Consider the following 18,708-nt stretch of genomic DNA (forward strand, 5'->3'; position numbering starts at 1 on the left):
TCATAAGATAATTTTAATAGGAACATGAGGAACGGAGATAGAGTTGCTAAATTCATTTAGTAACTCTATCTAATATTACGAAAGATCTGGAATTGAAATAGGTGTCATCAAGTATTACGATAAACTTAACAACTACATGACAAAAGGGAGATGCAATATGAAAACGATAGATGAACTTGAAAATAAGTTATCAGAACCTTCTGCTAAGTTAGTAGAAGACATTTCGACATTAGGTGGCGACATTATCATTCTAGGTGTTGGTGGGAAGATGGGACCAAGTTTAGCAAAGCTTGCTAAAAATGCAATCGATCAAGCAGGTGTAGACAAAAAGGTGATCGCTGTCTCTCGTTTTTCCTCTCAGGCAGCGCGCATCGATTTAGAGAATCATGGAATTGAGACAATTGCTGCGGACCTGTTAAATGAGGGTGATTTACAAAAACTACCGGAAGTGGAAAATGTGATTTATATGGCTGGTAATAAATTTGGTACGACAGGAAAAGAACATCTTACTTGGGCGATGAATGCTTATTTACCTGGAAGAGTGGCTGAGAAATATAAAAACGCACGGATTGTCTCTTTTTCATCAGGTAACATTTATCCATTCACATCGATTGCATCTGGAGGAGCATCTGAGGACGTAGCTCCTGGTCCAATTGGAGAGTATGCACAATCCTGTTTAGGTAGGGAGCGAGTGTTTGAACACTTTTCCCGCAAATATGATATTCCATTAGTGCAGTTTAGGCTCAATTATGCAATTGATATGCGATACGGTGTTTTATTAGAAATTGCCAAATCCGTGAAGGAAAACAAGCCAATTGACCTCACGATGGGACATGTAAATGTCATTTGGCAAGGGGATGCCAATGAAATGGCAATTCGATCTCTGGCAATTGCTGAAACACCTCCACGCCTTTTAAATATTACTGGTCCCGAAACAGTATCGATTAAGTGGGTAGCAGAGCGATTTGGAAGCTTGCTTGAGACAGAGCCGATTTTTATCCATCAAGAGCAGGGTACAGCTCTACTAAATAATGCTTCGCAGTCTCACCAGTTATTTGGTTATCCACGCGTTAGTTTAAGACAAATGATCGATTGGACAGCCGAATGGGTACAAGAAGACGGAGCTACATTAAATAAACCGACACATTTCCAGGAAAGAGAAGGAGCATTTTAAATGGCGGAGCAAAGACTTAAAGCAGATGTAGTAGCCCTGCTACGAGAGGGTACAGTTATTCCTGCTCATCCTTTAGCGCTAAACGCTGAAAGAAAATTAGATGAACGTCGTCAACGTGCGTTAACGCGATACTATATCGATTCGGGAGCAGGTGGAATGGCGGTTGCTGTACATTCCACCCAATTCGAAATCCGTGATAAAGGTGTCAATTTATTAGAAACTGTCCTTCGCATGGCAGCAGAGGAAGTGGAGAAAGCCAAGCTCTCCCGTCCATTTATTAAAATAGCTGGCATATGTGGTCCGACTGAGCAAGCTGTTTTAGAAGCAAAACTTGCTGCAACACTAGGGTATGACCTTGGGCTCGTTAGTATGGGGGGATTACAGGATTGGTCTGAAGAACAATTGATTGAAAGAGTAAAACAGATTGCTGAAATGATACCTGTATTTGGTTTTTATCTACAACCATCTGTTGGAGGAAGAGTATTAAGCTATGATTTCTGGAAAGCGTTCGCTGAGATCCCAGGTGTTATGGCGATCAAGATGGCCCCATTTAATCGATATCAAACGTTGGACGTGGTAAGGGCAGTATGTCATGCAAGTCGAAGAGATAATATTGTACTCTATACAGGAAATGACGACAACATTGTTGCTGATTTGCTCACTTCCTACAAAATAAATGTAAATGGAGAAACGGTGCAAAAGGATATCGTAGGGGGACTTCTTGGTCATTGGGCGGTTTGGACGCATAAAGCGGTAGAACTGTTAGAAGAGATAAAGCAAGTACGTAAAAACAAGGAGCAAATACCGGCTGAACTGCTAAGTCGAAATATTCAGGTTACCGATTCCAATGCAGCTTTTTTTGACCCAGCCCATCACTTTGACGGGTGTATTCCAGGAATCCATGAGGTATTAAGAAGACAGGGTCTGTTAGAAGGACGTTGGTGTTTGAATCCTGATGAGGAATTATCACCCGGTCAGATGGAGGAAATTGATCGCGTCTATAGAGATTATCCTCATCTACATGACGATGAGTTTGTAAAGCAAAACTTAGAGAAGTGGCTCAGCAAATATAATAAGTAAAAGCGATAGATGTTAATATAAAGCAATGAACGTTAATTAAGAAAAGGACTGCTAGTCTATCAATTGCTAGCTTAAAAGCGCTTGATCGCGATTTACAATTTTCACTCACTTTGGAGGTGAAAGTATGAAGTTTAATTCTGTTTTCGATATTATCGGACCTGTTATGATTGGCCCGTCAAGTTCTCACACGGCAGGTGCAGTTAGAATTGGAAAGGCAGCAAGAACCTTGTTTGGAAAGCGACCCACATGGGCAAAAATTCATTTATATGGTTCGTTTGCTAAGACGTATAAGGGGCATGGAACAGATGTTGCAATCATAGGAGGACTACTTGGGTTTGATACGGATGACACAAGAATCGGTAAAGCACTAGAGATGGCTGCTGAAACAGGGATGAACGTCCAATTTGTTCAGGATGAGGCTTCTACGGATCATCCAAATACAGCTCGGATTAAGCTGGGAAATGAGGATGAAAGCTTTGAATTGGTCGGCATTTCTATTGGTGGAGGAAAGGTGGAAATTACAGAGTTAAACGGCTTTGAGCTTCACTTATCTGGTAATCACCCTGCCATTTTAGTTATGCATAATGACCGTTTTGGTGCCATTGCATCGGTGACGCAGATTCTAGCAAAGCACGAGATTAATATTGGACATATGGAAGTTTCCCGGAAAGATGTAGGCAAAGATGCATTGATGATTATGGAACTTGATCAAAATGTTAGTGACAAAATAGAAAAAGAATTAGCAGTCGCCAATCATATATTGCAGATTGCAAAGATTGTAGACTAGTATTGTTGGCTAATTATGTAAGAGATCTATACGCTAGATCTGAGATTCGGGAAGTCGACTCCAGTGGGAACAGTGCGTTCTGAAGACCTCGCAAGGAGGAGTCTTTGCTTCTGAGGAGACTGAATCCGGCCCGCGGAAAGCGACTGCCCGGATCGGAATCGGGCCGTTGCTGCTACGACGCTGTCTATAGTTTTTGTCAAACAACAATCTATTAAATATTAAGCGCCAACAACTCTAGTATTTTTCAGGAGATGATAACTTGTTTCGTAATGTTGCAGAATTAGTTCATATTGCTGAGACGGAGTGTATACCTATATCCGAGGTAATGATTAGAAGAGAGATAGACGTTCAAGATACGACAAGAGAACTAGTAATGGAGCAGATGGAACGTAATTTACAGGTGATGGGAAATGCCATTGAAGAAGGCTTAAATGGGGTGAAGTCCCGCTCGGGATTAACGGGTGGTGACGCAGTACTGCTGCAACAGTATATAGCAGAAAAAAATCCTCTATCTGGTAATCTCCTGTTGGATGCTGTAAGTAAGGCGGTTGCGACAAATGAGGTGAATGCGGCCATGGGCACGATTTGTGCGACACCAACAGCTGGTAGTGCTGGGTGTGTACCTGGTACCTTGTTTGCCGTTAAAGAAAGACTAAACCCGACTCGAGAGCAGATGATACGATACTTATTTACAGCTGGGGCATTTGGCTACATTGTAGCTAATAATGCATTTATTTCAGGTGCGACTGGTGGTTGTCAGGCAGAGGTAGGCTCTGCTGCTGCAATGGCTTCTGCTGCCATTGTCGAAATGGCTGGTGGAACTGCCCAGCAAAGCGCGGAAGCATTTGCGATTACCATGAAAAACATGCTCGGGCTCGTTTGCGATCCTGTTGCTGGACTAGTAGAAGTACCTTGTGTCAAAAGAAACGCAGCTGGAGCCTCAAATGCGATCGTATCAGCTGATATGGCATTAGCGGGTATTACAAGTAGAATCCCATGTGATGAAGTAATTGGTGCAATGTATCGGATTGGCAAAACGATGCCTAGTGCTTTACGCGAGACAGCTGAAGGAGGATTAGCTGCAACACCTACTGGTCGAGCGTTAGCGGCAAAAATATATGGAACTGACGCAAATCAAGATAACTAAATTTTTTGGATAGTATAACAGAGAAAAAATATTTAATAGGAGGCTTTCGTTATGACAAATACGATTACCCCAATAAAAGAGGGGCAAGCAAAGAACTTAACGTATCAAGTTTTTGAAGATCGAACTGCGATGGGGAAAGCAGCGGGACGAGATGTTATTGAATCGATCAATAAAGTCATAAAAGAAAAAGGGCACGTTAGAATGATCTTTGCGGCAGCACCATCTCAGTCAGAAGTTTTAGAGCAACTAGTAGCAACAAAAGATGTTGACTGGTCAAAGGTTACCGTTTTTCATATGGATGAATACATCGGTTATGATCACAACTCTAATAATAGCTTTGCATATTTTTTGAACAAACACCTGTTTAAACAAGTGAAACCTAAAACAGTAAACCTAATTAATGGCAATGTTTCCGATTATGAACAAGAATGTCAACGATATGTAGATTTATTAACAAAAGAACCGATCGACATCGTTTGTTTGGGGATTGGTGAAAATGGCCATATTGCCTTTAATGAGCCAGAAGTTGCCGATTTTCAGGATCCAAAGAAGATGAAAGTTGTTCCACTAGATGATATCTGCAGGCAACAACAAGTAAATGAAGGATTGTTCCCAACGATTGATGATGTTCCAAAGGATGCATTAACGGTGACAATTCCCATGCTGTTAAGTGCTTCTCATTTATTTTGTGTTGTACCAGGTCCTACGAAGCATAATGCTGTTATAAAAACGCTCCAAGATCCAATCACAACGGACACACCATCTACAATATTAAGAAAGCATGCAGATTGTACACTTTATTTGGATCAAGAGGCTTTTGGTAGGGGGGCTATGTAATGGTCTCTCTAGATTCACCTAATTCCTATCAAGTCCATGGACTCCACTATAAGACAGGTGATGAAGTGATAATTGATATCACAGATGGGAGCATACAGGACATACAAGCATGTCCGACATCTGATCAACAGGATAATCTTCCAATCATTGCACCGGGATTAGTTGATTTACAAATTAATGGCTATTTAGGAATGGATTTCAATCAGTCTCCATTATTAGAAGAAACGGTCACAAAAATAACCTATACGTTAGTAAAGGTCGGTGTGACCTCCTACTATCCAACCATCATTACGAATAGTTCGGAAGCAATTGAACAAGCCATGAGTGCTATCGCCAATGCTTGTCATCAAGATGAGATGGTTAACAGTGTGATTGCTGGCATTCACTTAGAAGGTCCATTTATTTCTCCAGAAGATGGCCCAAGAGGTGCCCATGATGCACAATACGTAATGGCCCCCGATTGGAATCTATTTAGTAGCTGGCAAGCTGCCGCAGATGGAAAAATTAAAATTGTTACGCTCTCTCCAGAATGGGATGGAACAGATGCATTTATTAAGAAGTGCAAAGAGCACGGCGTTACTGTCTCGATTGGACATACTGCTGCCTCTGCGGAGCAAATTAACTCTGCTGCAGATGCCGGTGCGCGGTTGTCGACGCATCTTGGTAATGGGGCGCACGTCATGTTGCCAAGACATCCGAATTATATTTGGGAACAGCTCGCTAATGATAAATTATATGCTTGTATGATTGCTGATGGCTTTCATTTACCAGCGTCCGTACTAAAGGTATTTCTACGTGCGAAGCAGGAAAAGGCGATGATTGTGAGTGATAAAGTGTCGTTATGTGGAATGGAACCTGGAGAGTATTCGCTTCATATTGGCGGAAAAGTTATTTTAACTGAAACAGGCAAGCTTCATTTAGCAGACAATCCAAGGTTATTAGCTGGATCCGCAAGTAAATTAATACAAGGAATTCAATTCCTTGTAAATAGAAAAATTACTACCTTTGCCGGTGCATGGGATATGGCTTCTGTAAGACCAGCTGCATTTATGCAGTTGGAAGACAGCACCTTCCAAATTGGATCAAGGGCAGATGTTGTATTATTCACAGAACGAGACGGAAATATTGATATCAAGCAAACGATAAAGAAAGGAAAGCTAGTTTATGAAGCTGATTGAAAGACAGAGGATCATAATCTTTTAGAGAGGAGGAGTAGAATGGCTAAAACGATCCAATCAGACCATATTTATAAACCATTGACACATGTAACTTATGAGATGTTCGGTGCCCCTTTAAACGGAATTGATGATGATACGTTGGCATTAAAACAATGTCATGAATTTGCTAATAAACATCAATTAAAGGTGGAACAGCATAGAGGAAAAATTAATCTAGCAACAACAGACTTACATGGTTCCCCACTGATTAAAACGGATACAGATTTATCTGGTATGGAATTAATCTTGGATGATAATATGGATGAATTAACCCTTTATAAGCTGGAAAGTGATGAACCAGTAGAGGAAATAGAAGTAAACGCAACACTTCAATCCCAGCTAAAAGAAGATGCCTTAACAATCCCTGCCTTATCAGCCTATAAATTCTCTTTATTCGTTGTAGAAAGCGATGAACTGCTGGCAGTCAGGGAAAATGGAATGGACTATTTCAAACATGAAAATTTTACAATTGGTCAAAATGGAACTTTAATTGATGGAGGTCTATTACTAGACTACACCACTGGCAATCTCAAGCTTACAAGAAAGAGTATATTGGATCGCCCAATTACTGTAAAAGCACCATTTATTAACGTGAAAAAGAAAAATAGCGTAATTTTAGGCACGATTTTTTCCATTAAAAGAAGCAATGTTTCTTTTCAACTTAGTGGGATAGATGAAGATTTACCACTTGAAGAGAAGACGAGCCGATTTAGAGGATTTCTGATTGAAATAATCGATACGTACAATTTTCATTTCTTTGGTGGAATAGGAGAAAACAGTGGAAAGTTAACTACGACCAATGCTACGCAAAGCCAATATATATTTAAAGTAAACACTTCTTCTAAAATTAAACTGACTGATCTTGTGCTTCAAAGAGGATGGGGCGCTATGAACACAGAATTTATTAAAGACATGACGATACGGGACTGTGTACTTAATCGTACGGATAGTCATTTTGGAATGAGTGATTTAACAGTCGAAAATGTCCGGATTGTTGGCAATAATGGTGGCGTTCAAATTGGTTGGGGAAAAGGAAATACGTACATTAAAAATGTGCGGATTGACTATTCAGAGGCAACCAGTAGTGTAAATCAGAACAATGCCATCACTTTTCGAACTGATTTAGGCATGTCTTATGAAGGAAACGTCACGATTGATGGATTGGATATTAAATTGTATGATGACCTTTCTGAATATAAGGTCATGTATATGTTTTTAGGTTGGGAGTTTGATTTTCAATATACGAGGCAGCTTAAGCTACCTAGGATTTCATTAAATAATGTTACAGTCACTCCGAAAGTACCGCAAACCAAGCTGATCGTAACAGGAATGGATTTTTATATGAACGGTAAACACCAGGAAGGAAAGTTAGCAATTCCTCAAGAGCTATCGATTCATAACCTCATATTAGTGAATGAAGGACCCAGACATATATTGCGTGCTGTCCGGTTTGACCAAAATGCAATTAATGGAATAGATCCAAGTGAAAAATTTAAGATAGCCATATCAAATACGGGTCGTCTCAATGCTGACACATTTAATAGGAATGACAAGGAAGAAATGGTCTTTCTAAAGGATGCTACAACCAAGGACGTCGCAAACTGTGATCTTATACTAAAACATGTAGCTGGCCGAATTAAAAGTCATTTATCATTTCTAACTGATTTATACGTAGAGGATTTGGTAGGGGAAATCGTGTCAGATGATCAAGCAAGCTTTACTTATAATAAAGTAGAAATCGAAAAGTCAAGGTTAATAATATTATCGCGGGCAAAAAAAATAGTAGTTAACTATTCCCAAGTGGAGCATATGCGAGACGTTGGGAAAATAAAAGCAAGTAATTCTATTTTCGATAATATCGATGTAACGTTGATGGAAGCTGTGGATTTCTTCAAATGTAACCTAAGCGGCCAGTTTGCGATCAATAAAAGTATGAATATTGATCAAAACTATTGTTTTGATCATTGTGATATTTATCCGCAACGAGACATAGACAACAAGCATACTGTCCTTACATTAGGCAATACCATCATGCGTCATTGTTTTATACACGCTTTTACACATGGGGACAGTTACCTCCCTGTTCATCTGATCCACGATCATGCCATCATCTTATTAGGTAACATAGTGGTTGGAGAAGTAACGGAACCGTCTTCTGTGGATAGATTGTTTCATTATATTAGTAACGGCTTTCCACAACCAAAAATAAGCTTTAAATCAGAAAGGGGAGGTCAGGGGTGAAGATTCATTTTACCGGTGACATGACAGAGCTTGAAAAGGGAATAGAAATTCTGGAAAAAGAGCTACACGTCACGATTGCATCTGATGGATTGCACATACAGGTTGAAAAAACAGAAGAAAATAGCTTGTCCGCTTCGCTTAATCAAAATCAAGGCTTGATTCGTTACAAGGAAAGCATTCACTTTTTTCGTGCACTCGGTTTATTTATGGAGGCAATGGAGGACAAAAGCTCTTTTGAGATAAAAGAAGAACCACAATTTACGATGAATGGCGGTATGTTCGACTGTTCGAGAAATGCGGTAATGAAAGTGGAAACGGTGCAATTGTTATTGCGTAAGATGGCTGTAATGGGATTAAATACCTTTATGTTATATACAGAAGATACATATACAATTGAGGGGGAACCATACTTTGGCTATATGAGAGGGCGTTATACGAGTGCTGAATTAGAACAGATTGATAATTATGCTGCCGCGCTAGGAATTGAAGTCATTCCTTGTATTCAGACCCTTGCTCATCTGGCCACCTATTTACAGTGGCCAATTACACAACCAATCCAGGATACCGATGATATACTACTAGCGAATGCGGAGGAAACCTATTCATTAATCGAGAAAATGATTGCTACGGCATCTAAGCCGTTTAGAAGTAATCGTATTCATATCGGAATGGATGAGGCGCATTTTCTTGGGAGAGGCAAGTACTTAGATAAAAATGGCTATCAATCCAGCTTTCAGATTATGTCCGCACATTTAGAAAGAGTGAAATACATTACGGAAAAATACAAGCTTAAACCAATGATCTGGAGTGATATGTATTTTCGGTTAGGCTCTAAAAACGGCAAATATTATGATAAAGATCTTGTTATTCCAGAAGCGGTTATAGAGGAAATACCTGATAATGTTCAGTTTGTGTATTGGGATTATTATCATAATGATCATGAATTTTATTGTGAGTGGATTAATAAACACCGCGAATTCGGTTCTGATCCCATTTTTGCAGGGGCAGTTTGGACGTTTAACGGCATGACCATTAACTATGATAAAACATTTACTACAACGAATGCTGCACTTTCCGCCTGCAAGAAAGAAGGCGTCCAAGAAGTATTTTCTACTTTTTGGGGAGACAATGGTGCAGAAACAAATGTCTTTACGGCATTACTTGGATTACAGCTTTTCGCTGAGCATGGGTACAGTAAGGAATTGGATACAGCGAAATTAAAGCGTCGCTTTAAATTTTGTACACAAGCTAGCTACCAAGGCTTTATGGATTTAGGTAAATTAGATTATCCTCCTTGTGCACGACCTGCAGAAAGTATCACAGAAACACCGGGACAGCCAGATAATCCATCGAAGTTTTTACTATGGCAGGACCCATTAATGGGGCTCTTCGATAAGCATGTGGAGAAGTATGATTTGAATACGTACTATCTAGAATTAAAAGTACAATTAGAAGAAGCGAAACACAACAATCAAGATTGGGCATATTTATTTGATGTCCCGATTGAATTGTGTAATGTGTTAAGTATAAAGAGTAATTTAGGTAATAAGTTAAAGCATCTATACGAAACAAATGACAAAGTGCGACTGCAATCCATGTTGGAAAGTGAACTTCCAACATTAAGGAATAGAATAAACCTGTTAAAACAAACACACAAAAGATTGTGGCATAAGACAAACAAGCCATTCGGATGGGAAGTTTTGGATATACGATACGGTGGACTGTTAGCAAGAATGGAAACAACGATGGAAAGATTGCAGAGCTATGTTGATGGGGAATTAGAGGAGATTGAAGAACTGGAACAAGACAGACTTTATTATCACCCAATTATTGAAGAACGCGGAGGCATTGGTAGGAATAATATCTATACTAATATTGCTACGGCGAATGTTTTATAAAAAATGATAGGAAAGTTTGCGCAGGTGTCCAGCTCCGGCGCCTACCCCCTCGAGGTCTTAAGTAGACCCTCTTTGTGGCAAAAAGCGCCACATAGAGGGTCTACTTAAGCTTGTCGGGGGTGAGCAAGGCGCCTGCGCTTTTCTTAGATAGCTTCTCATTTTGTACTAGGACACATTTTTCTTCCGATAATCTCCTGGCGTTACACCGGTAATTCGTTTAAACATGCGATAAAAGGAGCTAGCGTTCAAGTAGCCAACTTTCTCTCCAATTTCCTGAACTTTTAAGTTGGTGTCAGACAGTAATGTTTTTGCATTGGCTATCCTTTGCTCATTAAGATAATCAATAAAGTTTTTACCGGTTTTTTCCTTGAAATAGGTAGATAGATATCCTGTACTAATCTTTAGTTGGTCAGCTAAGATATCGAGTGAAATATCTTCAGCATAATGCTCGTTTATATAGGTAAACACAAATGATGTGATCGAGTCATGTTCTTCCTTTCTTTTTTTGATCAGTGCTGTAGCTGTGAGCAAGTAGTTCTCGAAGAACTCATCATATTCCATTAACGTGTGACAGAACTCTAATTGTTCAGAATATGTTTGCAAAGGACCATTATCTAAATTTAAGGATAGTAACGTCTGGTTGATCTTACTTACAATATAGTAGGCGTATTCTCGAATGTGAGTAGCAGAGATTCCTTTTTTACACATTTGTCGCATTAATCGCTCAACCCAGGTAATGACAACAGCATCATTACCTTCCAGTAGATGGATGTGGAATTCTTGCTCTTGATTTGGTGTTAAGAAGAATTCTTCGCTATTTACATCGATGTCATAAATAATTTGTGATTTATCATCTAATTTCCTTTGTTGGGAAGCATGAAGTACCTTTTCATATACATTTGTAAGCTGAGAAGCATGATTATGTGTAGCGCTTACAGTTATCGTAACGTAGTAATAATCATGGTCCACATTGAAAGCATCTTTCATACTAGTTACAAAGTTTGCTAATTCTTTTTCAGATTTTCCGTTTAAAAATATAAGAGATAAAATCTGGTATCTGTCAGCTTGAAATGTGACTGCTTCCGGTGAAAAATCGGAAGTCGTATGCGATAGATAATCCCTTAAAAATCGATTTGCTGCCTTCCCTTCTAATGCAAGCTCTTTAAAACGATTTTTAAGAAAAATATTAAACATTAAGAATTTATAAGGCTCATCTGTAAAATTAAAGTCTTTAATGCCATTGTTGTTTCCGTCTAAATTTTTTATTTTGTTAATATAAACATAGCTTTTTAAAAAATTGTTTTTTTGTTTAAGATTTCGATTTATAGTTTGATGTTCTTGCATTAACGTATTTAAGTTTTTATTTATCTCTCTATATTCATTAATATTTGTTTTGAATGGTTCAAAGGCATTCACCTGTTGAATCGATTGTAAAATCTTTTTAATTGGATTATTAAATCGTTTACTAAACCAGAAGGAAGTAATGATAGCTAAAATAATGGAAATGATTAAAAATAAAACAACCATCGTGTTCATTCGATAAATATTTGCGTCAATATACTCCGTAGGGATAATATTAATGTATGTTAAATTACTAAACGATCCTTTTTTATAAAAGTAATACTGATCATTAATTTTAACATGCCCTTCCGTGTTTTTATGTATAGGCAATTGGGCAATATTTTGGTTAGTTGTAGAAAATAAAACATCATCATTGTTATCCAAAATGACAAGTTTGTAATTGATCGATTGATGTGCACTATAGAAGATTTTATCAGCATCTAAGAAAGCGGTTACATACATTTCCGAAAACAAAGGATGTTTAACAATAATTGGAATTAGTTGTTTGTTATTTCCACTATAATAAGTAAAAGTAGTAGCGGGTAAAATTTTCTTATCAAAGGACTCCTGAAATTGATCTTTCCAAAAAACGTAAGGATAATTAGGATTCTTTAAATACTTTGTATACATGGATTGCAGCGAGTATATACCATCCTTATTAATGACAACGTCTTGATTATCAAATGTAATTAATAAATCGTCCACATATTGAAAATCACTACTTAAAAGTAAGTTTTTATTTCTTTTTATTATTTTATCAGCAATTAAATAGCTAAAATCATCGCCCATTAGGGTTTGGTAATACATTGTGTTGAGTAATTCATCAATCGAAAATACGAGGGACTGATCCACAATCCCTTCTAATTGTTCTTCGTAATTCTTCACTGTGTTGTTTACATTATTTGTGTTGTAAGTAATGGTTTCCTGTTGAATGTAATTCTGAAAGAAAGTAATAGATAGGAAGTTAGATGAGATTAAAAGTGTAATGATAATCATAAAACATAGAAATACTCGGATGAAGAGAGAGTTTGCAGCTAGCTTAAGTTTAAGAATATACTTCATTTGGCTGACCCCCTATAAAGATAATTGATAGTATGATATTTATTATAAGCGAAAAGTACTTATTTGACGTATTGCATTTTATTAAATATTTATACTATTTTCATATTTGTGATTTTTGTGCGATAAAAAAGTAAATCGGTGAATATACGGTGAGTGTAATTCTTGTTTATGATTTAAATGTAACATTTAGTTAAGCATATTTGATTTAGAAGGAGGTATCAACCATTTTTCATCATTGCTTGTTTGCATACAAAAGGCTGCTTTACTGAATCAATTTTATAATACTTATTTAACGTCTCTGACAACGAAAGATAGTGGGGTTAGATCGTTCCTAAACTATATGACGTTGCAAATGACTATATAAGGTAATTATGAGATTGGACCTTATTAGAAGAGAGGGGTAATTAAATGTTGAGAAAGTTTTTCCTTTTACTAGTATTACTGTTGACGATGACAGTAATTGTTGCATGTTCAGATGATAGTTCTACAGCAGATGATCAAAACACCCAAGATACAAATAATGGGGAAGTAAATGATGATAATGGTAACCAAACAGCCGACGACAAAACACCCGACAATCAACAACAAGATGAAAAGCCCACATATTGGTCAGAGGATGGCGCAAATCTAAAACTGTTCTTGGCTTCGCATGCGAGCTGGCCATATCAAGATGAATGGCCTATTTGGGATTGGATCAAAGAAAAAACTAATATCACCATTGAAGGACAGCCACCTTCTGGAGAATATGCAGATAAATTATCGATTACGATGGCATCAGGGAATTTACCGGATTTATTCAATATTTGGTCAGGCGATGATTCAAAATATGGTCAGGCAGGGGCATTTGTTGACTTAACAAAGCACTTGGATAAAATGCCAAATCTTAAAAAATTCTGGGAAGAAAATCCTGATGTAAGAAGTCGAGCAACTCTTCCTGATGGAGCTGTTTACTTAGCAATTGCAGAAGGATCTAGTTTTTCAAATCAACGTGCTTGGCAATATCGAGAGGACGTTTTTGAAGAAAATGGTCTAGAAGTTCCTACAACTTGGGATGAGCTATATGATGTAAGTAAGAAACTGAAAGAAATTTATCCAGATAGTTTTCCACTAGTTTTTAGAGGTGGTATAGGCGCATTTGGTAATATATCTATGAGTTTTGGAACCTATAATAATTATTTTCCAGATCTAGAAACACGAGAAGTAAAATTCGGACCGACTACAGATGAATTCAAAGCATTGGTGACAAGAATGAATACATTTTATGATGAAGGACTCATCCCACCAGATTGGCTTTCTATTAATACAAAGCAGTGGACAGAATATGTTGCAACAGATAGTTCATTTATGACAGTCGATTATATTGGTCGAATTGATTACTTCAATAATATGTTTACAGAGGGTAAAGGTAGACAAATGGCTTATATGAAACCACCAGCTGGTGCCGGAAGCCCGGGGTATGTAATAGATGCTTATTACAATAGTGAAGGTCTTGCAGTTGCTGCCACTTCTGAAAATATGGATGCTGCCTTTAAATATATTGACTTCCTATACTCTGATGAAGGTATTGAAACAATGAGTTGGGGTGAAGAAGGCCAGACATTTGTGAATGAAAATGGTGAAAAGAAAATCGTCGATACTTACATTAGTTTCGATGACTTAAGAGTAAAAACTGGTATGGGAACATACGGAACTTATGGTTACTTCAATCCTGAAGCTGCTTACTCCATGATGAATGATGAACAAAAAGAAGTGTACGAAACCATATCAGAAACTGCTTATCCAGAGAAAATAGTAAAACCTACTTTTACAAAAGAAGAACAAGAAGTTATGTCTGTAGAAGGAGAAGCGGTTAAGAAGCATTACGAGGAAGAAATAGCGAAATTCATCATCGGTGATCGTTCACTTGATGAATATGATCAATTTATTTCGGAATTAGAAGACTTAGGGTTGCAAAAAGTAATCGATACGTACACAGTAGCTTGGAAGCGTCAAGGCACAATCGAATAATAAATCTCATTCTGGATGGTAATACACATTGCCATCCAGAAAAATCAACGATAGAAAGGGAGTGTCAAATCGGTGTCTAATCCTACTGCTCCAATAGAAGCTTCATTAAAGTATTCATCAAAAAAGGTCCAAAAGAAATCGCTCTTAAAACAAATTTCAAAGGATAAATATTTACTGCTATTAGTCGCTCCTGCGGTTCTTTACTTTTTCATATTTAAATATATACCAATGCTTGGGATTATCGTGTCATTTAAAGATTACAATCCCTTTTTAGGATTTTGGGATAGTGAATGGGTCGGCCTCAAGTATTATCGATTGTTTTTTCACAATCCAGATTCTTGGGAGATTATAAGAAATACATTTTTATTAGGAGTATATAAAATTATTTGGGGTTTTCCAGCACCTATTATTCTTGCTTTGTTACTAAACGAGCTACGTTTTATTATATATAAACGGATTGTTCAAACAATTAGTTATTTGCCTCACTTTATCTCTACAGTTGTTGTGGCAAGCATGGTTACCATGTTTTTATCACCAACATCAGGAATGGTGAACGAAGTGATCCAATATTTTGGATTTAAACCGATTAACTTTCTTCAAGAGGCTGGTTGGTTCCGTTCCATTTATGTAACTTCTGAGGTTTGGCAGGATGTAGGTTGGGGGTCGATTATCTTCTTAGCTGCACTATCTGGAATTAATCCATCACTGTATGAAGCTTCATCGATTGATGGGGCAAACCGTTGGAAGCAAATGCTACATATTACCCTACCAGGACTCACACCAGCAATCGTCATATTGCTCATTTTAAATATCGGTAGAATGATAGATATTGGTTTTGAAAAAGTATATTTATTAGCCAATCCAGCTACGTATGAAACAGCAGATATTATTTCTACCTACGTTTATCGGGTAGGTTTAGTCCAAGGGAACTTCAGTTACGGTACAGCAATTGACTTATTTATGGGTATCATCAGTTTGATATTCGTATGCTCTGCCAATTACTTTAGCCGCAAACTGACAGATAACAGTTTATGGTAAGGAGGATTCGAATATGAGACGAAAAAAAATGGGTTGGTTTGACTACTTAAATATCATTTTCCTGTTTATCATGATTTCCGTATGCTTGTATCCTTTCATTTATATGATAAACGTATCACTAAGTGAAAATATTTATGTACTACAAAATAGTGTAACGTTTTGGCCAAAGGGATTTAATTTAGACAATTACAAAGTTGTGTTATCGGATCATCGTATTTGGTCGGGTTATAAAAATACGATTTTATATGTAGTTCTTGGGACGTTCATCTCGATGTCGGTCACCTCAATGGGTGCGTATGCGCTATCAAGACCAATGGTTTTCAAAAAAACGATTACCATGTTTATGGTGTTTACGATGTTGTTTCAAGGTGGGATGATCCCAACATTTTTAGTGGTGAAGGAATTACACTTATTAGACACCATATGGGCTATGGTACTACCTGGGGCAGTTAGTGTATGGAATTTAATAATTATGCGTACATTTTTCAAAGGGATTCCTAAGGATTTGATAGAAAGTGCTAAAATCGATGGACTCAATGATATGGGTGTATTTATACGTATCATTCTACCACTATCTAAACCTGTATTAGCTACTATATCTCTTTTTTATGCGGTAGCATTATGGAATAATTTTATGTTCCCACTGTTGTATCTAAATAAAGAAAGCTTATATCCGCTTACCGTTATAATTCGTAATCTGGTACTAGAAGGTCAGTTTCAAAACAGTGCGATTACAGGGTCATCAGGAGGAGATGCCATTATAGATGAATCCTTTAAGTTTGCGACAATCATTGTATCTACATTACCAATTCTATTGTTTTATCCGTTCATACAAAAATACTTTGTGAAAGGCGTTATGATTGGATCCGTTAAAGAATAGTCAACACAAAAAATAGGAGGAGTTTTTTTGCATACTAATTTGCGTATAGGGATGATCGGTCTAGATACATCACATTGTGAAGCATTTACAAAATTATTAAATGATCCTTCCCATCCTTTTCATGTTCCAGGAGGGAAAATTGAAGTAGCTTATGCAGGGGGATCGCCAGATTTGGAAGTAAGCTATTCCAGAGTGGATAAAATTACGGCAGCACTTCGGGATGAACATGGTGTGGAAATCTTAAGCACACCGGAAGAAGTAGCGGAGAAATCCGATGCCATATTCTTAACTGCTGTTGATGGACGTGTCCATTTAGACTTATTTCAACGCATTGTAAAGTTTAGAAAACCTACCTTTATTGATAAACCATTTGCGGTTACAACCGATGAAGCAAAACAGATGTTTGAACTAGCGAAAGCGTATAATGTTCCATTAATGAGCGCTTCAGCTATAAGATTTTCGGAAAATTTGCAAAATAATTTGACCGATAAGGGTTCTGGTGATGTGATCGGTGCTGACTGTTTCGGACCAATGAACATACAGCCGAAGCTTCCTGGACTGTATTGGTACGGTATCCATTCCATTGATGTGCTCTACCGAATTATGGGTAAGGGTTGTAAACAAGTTACGTCCACAACCAACGAGGATTATGAGTATGTGATCGGTGTTTGGGAGGACGGAAGAATCGGAACCGTTCGAGGAAACAGAAAAGGGAATAAACTGTTTGGTGCTTCCATTCATAGAGAATCAGAAACCGATTTTATTTATGCTACGAAACAAGAGAAACCAATTTATGCAGGTTTAGTAGAAGATGCTCTAAACTTATTTAAGACAGGGAAGGCTTCTATTGAGCCAGAAGAAACCATAGAGGTCATTCGCTTTATCGAAGCGGCTAATGAAAGCCGAGAAACTGGAAAGTCTGTACATCTATAAGTATAGTTTCGAATTTTGAACTTTTAAAAATTTTCATAAAGGATTGTGATGGATCATGAGATCGAGAGAAAAAGTTCGTTTCGCTGTGCTAGGGTGCGGTGTGATATCAGAATTTCATATAGAAGCAATTGTTAAATTGGAAGAAACTGAGTTAGTTGCCATCTGTGATGTCTCCGAAGAGTATATGAAGAAGTATACAGATCAATATAGTGTCCGAACCTATACGGATTATGATGAGCTACTAAGTCAAGATGATATTGATGTAGTTTGTATCTGTACACCGAGTGGCATGCATCCGGAACAAACAATCAAGGCAGCTAAGGCAGGTAAACACGTTATATGTGAAAAGCCAATGGCGTTAAAAATAGAAGATACGTATCGGATGATTGAGATGTGTGAGCAAAATGAAGTGAAATTAGCTGCAGTATTTCCTTGGAGAATGTCACCGGTCGTCCAGTATGTTAGAGAATTTATTCAAGGTGGAGGATTAGGAAAGCTTAGTCTTTGTTCAGCTTATATCAAGCCATTCCGGAAACAAGCCTATTACGACAAAGCAGGTTGGCGTGGAACCTGGGCAATAGATGGTGGCGGAGTATTGATGAATCAAGGAATTCATACAGTAGATATGCTGCAATGGATTGCTGGTCCAGTAGCATCCTGCTATGGCCAAATCGGCGCAGTTTTGCGCAACATCGAGGTCGAAGATACAGCCATTTCGTTGTTGAATTTTAAAAATGGTGCAATGGGTGTAATCGAGGCTTCCACGACAGCGTATAAGACACCTGATTCACTCACGTTTCATGGGGAAAATGGAACACTGATCCTATCAAGTGGGGAAATCACAAAATTAGAATTAGTTGAGGGCGAAGTAGAAATACCGATATTTGAAGCCTTTAAAGTGATTCCGGATGGCCATCGTTTACAAATTAGAGATATGGCACTGGCGATCAGAGAAGACAGAGAGCCAATCGTTACAGGACGTGACGGCATTCAATCACTTGAAATCATTCTTGGCACGTACGAATCATCTAGAAATCAACGAAAAAAGATGATGAGTTAATCGATG

14 protein-coding genes are annotated in these 18,708 nt (G+C 37.9%); 13 read left to right on the forward strand and 1 reads right to left on the reverse strand.

Going from position 1 to position 18,708, the window contains the following annotated elements; translation table 11 throughout:
• Positions 1-157: 157 nt before the first annotated feature.
• From ACI6MV_RS00950 to ACI6MV_RS00985, 8 genes are all read left to right on the forward strand, one after another.
• The gene (locus tag ACI6MV_RS00950) at positions 158-1,174 is read left to right on the forward strand and encodes an NAD-dependent epimerase/dehydratase family protein (protein ID WP_407267905.1); all 1,017 of its coding nucleotides are present in this window, start codon (positions 158-160) and stop codon (positions 1,172-1,174) included.
• Positions 1,175-2,254 (forward strand): dihydrodipicolinate synthase family protein, encoded by a 1,080-nt coding sequence (locus tag ACI6MV_RS00955; RefSeq protein ID WP_407267906.1) that lies wholly within the window; start codon positions 1,175-1,177, stop codon positions 2,252-2,254.
• A 124-nt stretch (positions 2,255-2,378) separates the two neighbouring features.
• Positions 2,379-3,041: an L-serine ammonia-lyase, iron-sulfur-dependent subunit beta gene (sdaAB, locus tag ACI6MV_RS00960; protein WP_407267907.1), complete on the forward strand. Its 663-nt coding sequence runs from the start codon at positions 2,379-2,381 to the stop codon at positions 3,039-3,041.
• Between the two features lie 259 nt (positions 3,042-3,300).
• Positions 3,301-4,188: an L-serine ammonia-lyase, iron-sulfur-dependent, subunit alpha gene (gene sdaAA, locus ACI6MV_RS00965; protein ID WP_407267908.1), complete on the forward strand. Its 888-nt coding sequence runs from the start codon at positions 3,301-3,303 to the stop codon at positions 4,186-4,188.
• Between the two features lie 51 nt (positions 4,189-4,239).
• Positions 4,240-5,025 carry a glucosamine-6-phosphate deaminase gene (locus tag ACI6MV_RS00970; protein ID WP_407267909.1) on the forward strand — a complete coding sequence of 262 codons (786 nt, stop codon included), beginning with the start codon at positions 4,240-4,242 and terminating at the stop codon, positions 5,023-5,025.
• Positions 5,025-6,203, forward strand: coding sequence for an N-acetylglucosamine-6-phosphate deacetylase (locus ACI6MV_RS00975; protein ID WP_407267910.1), 1,179 nt, complete (start codon positions 5,025-5,027; stop codon positions 6,201-6,203). Before ACI6MV_RS00970 ends, ACI6MV_RS00975 begins: the two co-directional genes overlap by 1 nt.
• Before the next feature lie 39 nt (positions 6,204-6,242).
• Positions 6,243-8,483 carry a hypothetical protein gene (locus ACI6MV_RS00980; protein ID WP_407267911.1) on the forward strand — a complete coding sequence of 747 codons (2,241 nt, stop codon included), beginning with the start codon at positions 6,243-6,245 and terminating at the stop codon, positions 8,481-8,483.
• The gene (locus ACI6MV_RS00985) at positions 8,480-10,381 is read left to right on the forward strand and encodes a beta-N-acetylhexosaminidase (RefSeq protein WP_407267912.1); all 1,902 of its coding nucleotides are present in this window, start codon (positions 8,480-8,482) and stop codon (positions 10,379-10,381) included. Before ACI6MV_RS00980 ends, ACI6MV_RS00985 begins: the two co-directional genes overlap by 4 nt.
• 165 nt (positions 10,382-10,546) lie before the next feature.
• Here ACI6MV_RS00985 and ACI6MV_RS00990 read toward each other — a convergent pair whose 3' ends face one another.
• The gene (locus ACI6MV_RS00990) at positions 10,547-12,784 is read right to left on the reverse strand and encodes a helix-turn-helix domain-containing protein (protein ID WP_407267914.1); all 2,238 of its coding nucleotides are present in this window, start codon (positions 12,782-12,784) and stop codon (positions 10,547-10,549) included.
• A 408-nt stretch (positions 12,785-13,192) separates the two neighbouring features.
• Here ACI6MV_RS00990 and ACI6MV_RS00995 point away from each other — a divergent pair, with 408 nt between their 5' ends.
• The 5 genes from ACI6MV_RS00995 to ACI6MV_RS01015 all read left to right on the forward strand — a co-directional run bounded on the left by ACI6MV_RS00995 (position 13,193) and on the right by ACI6MV_RS01015 (position 18,702).
• Complete coding sequence (locus ACI6MV_RS00995; RefSeq protein ID WP_407267916.1) at positions 13,193-14,791, forward strand: extracellular solute-binding protein; 1,599 nt, start codon at positions 13,193-13,195, stop codon at positions 14,789-14,791.
• 72 nt (positions 14,792-14,863) lie between these two features.
• Positions 14,864-15,829: an ABC transporter permease gene (locus tag ACI6MV_RS01000; protein WP_407267918.1), complete on the forward strand. Its 966-nt coding sequence runs from the start codon at positions 14,864-14,866 to the stop codon at positions 15,827-15,829.
• Positions 15,830-15,842: 13 nt separating this feature from the next.
• A complete protein-coding gene (locus ACI6MV_RS01005; RefSeq protein WP_407267919.1) occupies positions 15,843-16,709 on the forward strand; it encodes a carbohydrate ABC transporter permease in 867 nt (288 codons plus the stop codon).
• 27 nt (positions 16,710-16,736) lie between these two features.
• Complete coding sequence (locus tag ACI6MV_RS01010; RefSeq protein WP_407267921.1) at positions 16,737-17,642, forward strand: Gfo/Idh/MocA family protein; 906 nt, start codon at positions 16,737-16,739, stop codon at positions 17,640-17,642.
• 55 nt (positions 17,643-17,697) lie between these two features.
• Complete coding sequence (locus ACI6MV_RS01015; RefSeq protein WP_407267922.1) at positions 17,698-18,702, forward strand: Gfo/Idh/MocA family protein; 1,005 nt, start codon at positions 17,698-17,700, stop codon at positions 18,700-18,702.
• Positions 18,703-18,708: the final 6 nt, after the last annotated feature.

It is taken from the genome of Radiobacillus sp. PE A8.2, from assembly GCF_045635475.1.
Lineage (GTDB): Bacteria > Bacillota > Bacilli > Bacillales > Amphibacillaceae > JBJGXI01.